Source organism: Haloferax sp. Atlit-109R, from assembly GCF_003665865.1.
GTDB classification, from domain to species: domain Archaea; phylum Halobacteriota; class Halobacteria; order Halobacteriales; family Haloferacaceae; genus Haloferax; species Haloferax volcanii.
On record NZ_QPLO01000006.1, the window covers coordinates 1 to 5,422 of the forward strand.

The following is a 5,422-nucleotide window of genomic DNA, read 5'->3' on the forward strand; positions in this document are numbered from 1 at the left end:
CCCCTGAAAGCTTCCACCGAACGCCCCTGACCCCAAGGTCGTCAGGCGCTCGCCGGGATGACACACCTTCCCGGGGGTCGCCACGATACGACGGCCTTAAGTGGTCCAAGGCATTTCGGATGAATGCGAACGACACACCGCGATTGCAGGGCGATTCAACGCGTCCTGCCTCACCGGACCCGAACCGAACGGGGTTCGAAGGGTTTATACCCTCGAATCGCTTCGATTCAGGTCCGAAGGAAATGAGGATTCCGCCCCTGCGGTACGCCGCAAGACGGTATCTGATGTTAGCCCTAGTAGTTCGGTGACATCCGAACGGATGTCACGCGAACTCGGACCTTTGAACGGTGATTTGACAGCAACACGCTGTCATTCACCCGCCAACACCCCGCGACCAGGTTTAAATGGTCGCGACCCATTCCGGTTGATCCTGCCGGAGGTCATTGCTATTGGGGTCCGATTTAGCCATGCTAGTTGCACGAGTTCATACTCGTGGCGAAAAGCTCAGTAACACGTGGCCAAACTACCCTACAGAGAACGATAACCTCGGGAAACTGAGGCTAATAGTTCATACGGGAGTCATGCTGGAATGCCGACTCCCCGAAACGCTCAGGCGCTGTAGGATGTGGCTGCGGCCGATTAGGTAGACGGTGGGGTAACGGCCCACCGTGCCGATAATCGGTACGGGTTGTGAGAGCAAGAGCCCGGAGACGGAATCTGAGACAAGATTCCGGGCCCTACGGGGCGCAGCAGGCGCGAAACCTTTACACTGCACGCAAGTGCGATAAGGGGACCCCAAGTGCGAGGGCATATAGTCCTCGCTTTTCACGACTGTAAGGCGGTCGTGGAATAAGAGCTGGGCAAGACCGGTGCCAGCCGCCGCGGTAATACCGGCAGCTCAAGTGATGACCGATATTATTGGGCCTAAAGCGTCCGTAGCCGGCCACGAAGGTTCATCGGGAAATCCGCCAGCTCAACTGGCGGGCGTCCGGTGAAAACCACGTGGCTTGGGACCGGAAGGCTCGAGGGGTACGTCCGGGGTAGGAGTGAAATCCCGTAATCCTGGACGGACCACCGATGGCGAAAGCACCTCGAGAAGACGGATCCGACGGTGAGGGACGAAAGCTAGGGTCTCGAACCGGATTAGATACCCGGGTAGTCCTAGCTGTAAACGATGCTCGCTAGGTGTGACACAGGCTACGAGCCTGTGTTGTGCCGTAGGGAAGCCGAGAAGCGAGCCGCCTGGGAAGTACGTCCGCAAGGATGAAACTTAAAGGAATTGGCGGGGGAGCACTACAACCGGAGGAGCCTGCGGTTTAATTGGACTCAACGCCGGACATCTCACCAGCTCCGACTACAGTGATGACGATCAGGTTGATGACCTTATCACGACGCTGTAGAGAGGAGGTGCATGGCCGCCGTCAGCTCGTACCGTGAGGCGTCCTGTTAAGTCAGGCAACGAGCGAGACCCGCACTTCTAATTGCCAGCAGCAGTTTCGACTGGCTGGGTACATTAGAAGGACTGCCGCTGCTAAAGCGGAGGAAGGAACGGGCAACGGTAGGTCAGTATGCCCCGAATGAGCTGGGCTACACGCGGGCTACAATGGTCGAGACAATGGGTTGCTATCTCGAAAGAGAACGCTAATCTCCTAAACTCGATCGTAGTTCGGATTGAGGGCTGAAACTCGCCCTCATGAAGCTGGATTCGGTAGTAATCGCATTTCAATAGAGTGCGGTGAATACGTCCCTGCTCCTTGCACACACCGCCCGTCAAAGCACCCGAGTGAGGTCCGGATGAGGCCACCACACGGTGGTCGAATCTGGGCTTCGCAAGGGGGCTTAAGTCGTAACAAGGTAGCCGTAGGGGAATCTGCGGCTGGATCACCTCCTAACGACCGAGACCACCCCGACGGGGTGGCTCACACGCGATCTTCCGAGTTCACCAATGACACCCGTTCGGACACCTTAGAACTACTAGGGCTAACACGGGCCCATAGCTCAGTGGTAGAGTGCCTCCTTTGCAAGGAGGATGCCCAGGGTTCGAATCCCTGTGGGTCCATGGTAAGCAGTACTCCACTCCGAAACGATCGTGCCCCTTAAGTGTGGCAAGACGTTTCGACAGAATGGATACTGACGACAGATGCACCATCCCGCGCAAGCGAGGTTGGGAAGGGTCGAAAATTCGCCTCGGGTCGTCACCGAGGGGATTTGATGAAACCGTGTGTACGTGCAATCCAGGCGTCCACTGGACCCGTTCTCCGGGTCACAGTGACTATATCAACTGGCTACTGTGCCAGCTGGTGGATAGCTCGGCTCGAGAGCCGATGACGGACGTGCCAAGCTGCGATAAGCCTCAGGGACCCGCATGGAGGGAAAGAACTGAGGATCTCCGAATGGGAATCCCCACGCAATTGCCTCGCGCAATGGGGAACGTTCCGAATTGAAACATCTTAGTAGGAACAGGAAAAGAAAGCAATCCGCGATGTCGTTAGTAACGGCGAGTGAACGCGATACAGTCCAAACCGAAGCCTTCGGGCAATGTGGTGTACGGACTACCCATAACGGACCTGGATCATACGTGAAGTCTCCTGGAACGGAGCGTGATACAGGGTGAAAACCCCGTAACGTATGAACCAGATCCCGGGGTCGTTCCAGAATAGCGGGGGTTGGATATCCCTCGTGAATTTCGCAGGCATCAACTGCGAAGACTAAACACTCCTCGAGACCGATAGCGAACAAGTAGCGTGAGCGAACGCTGAAAAGCACCCCGAACAGGGCGGTGCAATAGGGCTTGAAATCAGTTGGCGATAGAGCGACGTGGCATACAAGGTCACTCGACGAAAGAACTGGGAGCGATCCCGTAGTATGACTCGAGTGAAGCCGATGTTACGTCGTGCGTTTTGAAAAACGAACCATGGAGTGTGTCTGACTGGCGAGTCTAAGGGGTGAACCCCCGGAGGCATAGGGAAACCGATACGGCCGCAGTCTTTGACCAGGGCCACCGTCTTCAAGGGCGGGGAGCCAACCGGACACGACCCGAAACCAAGTGATCTACGCCGGAGCAGGGCGAAGCGTGGCGAAAGCTGCGTGGAGGCCCGTTAGAGTTGGTGTCCTACAATACCCTCTCGTGACTCTGGTGTAGGGGTGAAAGGCCCATCGAACTTGGCAACAGCTGGTTCCAACCGAAACATGTCGAAGCATGACCTCTGATGAGATAGTTCGTGAGGTAGAGCGACCGATTGGGAATCCGGACTCCGAGAGGAGTTCGCTTCCCTGTCAAACTCCGAACTTACGAACGTCGTAGACTCAGGGAGTCCGGTGTGCGGGGTAAGCTTGTGCACCGTGAGGGAGACAACCCAGAGCCAGGTTAAGGACCCAAAGTGTGGATTAAGTGTGATTGAAGATTGTCTCGAGCCCTAAACAGCCGGGAGGTGAGCTTAGAAGCAGCTACCCTCTAAGAATAGCGTAACAGCTTACCGGCCGAGGTTCGAGGCGTCGAAAATGATCGGGACTCAAATCCACCTCCGAGACCTGGCGGCGTGTCACACGACACGATTCCGTAGGTTGGCATACTGCATGGGTGGAAGCACGGGAGAGATCTCGTGTGGACCGTGCAGCAACGAAAATCATGGTCTCAGTAGCAGCGAGAGTCGGGTGTGAACCCCGACGGCCTTACGCGCAAGGGTTCCTCGGCACTGTCAATCAGCCGAGGGTTAGTCGATCCTAAGTCTATCCGTAATTCGAAATAGATGAAAGGGAAACTGGTTAATATTCCAGTACCTTCTTGCACTAAACGTCGACGCTTTAGGAAACACCGAGCGGGGCCTTCGCCCCGTCGAATCACCGAAATTCGTGGAAGCCGTAACGGCACGAAGCGAACGAATGGTGAGATAGGGAAACTCGGCGGTACCTAGAGCCCGTGAAAAGACAAGCAAGAAGCTCGTACCGAGATCCGACACAGGTGCGCTGGCAGAGCAAGCCAAGGCCTGTCGGGATCAACCGACGTTAGGGAATTCGGCAAGTTAGTCCCGTAAGTTCGCGATAAGGGATGCCTGCTCTTGACCGAGCAGGTCGCAGTGACTCGGACGCTCCGACTGTCTAGTAACAACATAGGTGACCGCAAATCCGCAAGGACTCGTACGGTCACTGAATCCTGCCCAGTGCGGGTATCTGAACACCTAGTACAATAGGACGAAGGACCCGTCAACGGCGGGGGTAACTATGACCCTCTTAAGGTAGCGTAGTACCTTGCCGCTTCAGTAGCGGCTTGCATGAATGGATCAACGAGAGCGTCACTGTCCCAACGTTGGGCCCGGTGAACAGTACGTTCCAGTGCGGAGTCTGGAGACCCCCAAGGGGAAGCGAAGACCCTATAGAGCTTTACTGCAGGCTGTCGCTGAGACGTGGTCGCTAATGTGCAGCATAGGTAGGAGCCGTTACACAGGTACCCGCGCCAGCGGGCCACCGAGGCAGCATTGAAATACTACCCGTTAGTGACTGCGACTCTCACTCCTGGCGGAGGACACCGGTAGCCGGGCAGTTTGACTGGGGCGGTACGCGCTCGAAAAGATATCGAGCGCGCCCAAAGATTTCCTCACGCGAGTCGGGAACTCGTGGAAGAGCGCAAGAGCAAACGGAAGTCTGACAGTGACATTCCCAACGAGTGTCGCTGACGCGAAAGCGTGGTCTAGCGAACCTACGAGGTTCATTCATGGGACCCGTAGATGACAGAAAAGCTACCTTAGGGATAACAGAGTCGTCACCGGCAAGAGCACATATCGACCCGGTGGCTTGCTACCTCGATGTCGGTTCCCTCCATCCTGCCTGTGCAGAAGCAGGCAAGGGTGAGGTTGTTCGCCTATTAAAGGAGGTCGTGAGCTGGGTTTAGACCGTCGTGAGACAGGTCGGCTGCTATCTATTGGGGGTGTTAAGGAACTTGACGTGAACGTTCGTATAGTACGAGAGGAACTACGAATGGGTGCCACTGGTGTACCGGTTGTCCGAGAGGGCAGATGCCGGGCAGCTACGCACCACGGGGTAAGAGCTGAACGCATCTAAGCTCGAAACCCACACGGAAAAGAAGTTCCACTGAGGACACTCGTAGAAGACGAGTTCGATAGACTCGGGGTGTGCGCAACGAGGCAACGAGTTGTTAAGCCCGCGAGCACTAACAGTCCAAGCCACATTCATACGCACTGAGACCCGAGAACGGGTCCAGGCGCAAACTGGATTGCACGGACACATTGGTAAGACGGCCCGACCGATATTGGTATGGCAACGGTTCGATTCCGTTGGTCGGCATTAAGGCGGCCAGAGCGGTGAGGTTCCACCCGTACCCATCCCGAACACGGAAGTTAAGCTCACCTGCGTTCTGGTCAGTACTGGAGTGAGCGATCCTCTGGGAAATCCAGTTCGCCGCCCC

The 5,422-nt window shown here is 56.2% G+C and carries 1 tRNA gene and 3 rRNA genes; all 4 read left to right on the forward strand.

From position 1 onward, the window contains the following. The first annotated feature begins 417 nt into the window (after positions 1–417). The 4 genes from DVK03_RS19380 to rrf all read left to right on the forward strand — a co-directional run bounded on the left by DVK03_RS19380 (position 418) and on the right by rrf (position 5,422). A 16S ribosomal RNA gene (locus DVK03_RS19380) occupies positions 418–1,890 on the forward strand. A gap of 97 nt (positions 1,891–1,987) precedes the next feature. Then, a tRNA-Ala gene (locus DVK03_RS19385) sits at positions 1,988–2,059 on the forward strand. 217 nt (positions 2,060–2,276) lie between these two features. Further along, a 23S ribosomal RNA gene (locus DVK03_RS19390) occupies positions 2,277–5,191 on the forward strand. 111 nt (positions 5,192–5,302) lie between these two features. Then, a 5S ribosomal RNA gene (rrf, locus tag DVK03_RS19395) occupies positions 5,303–5,422 on the forward strand. Together the 16S, 23S and 5S rRNA genes with 1 tRNA gene alongside form the textbook arrangement of a ribosomal RNA operon.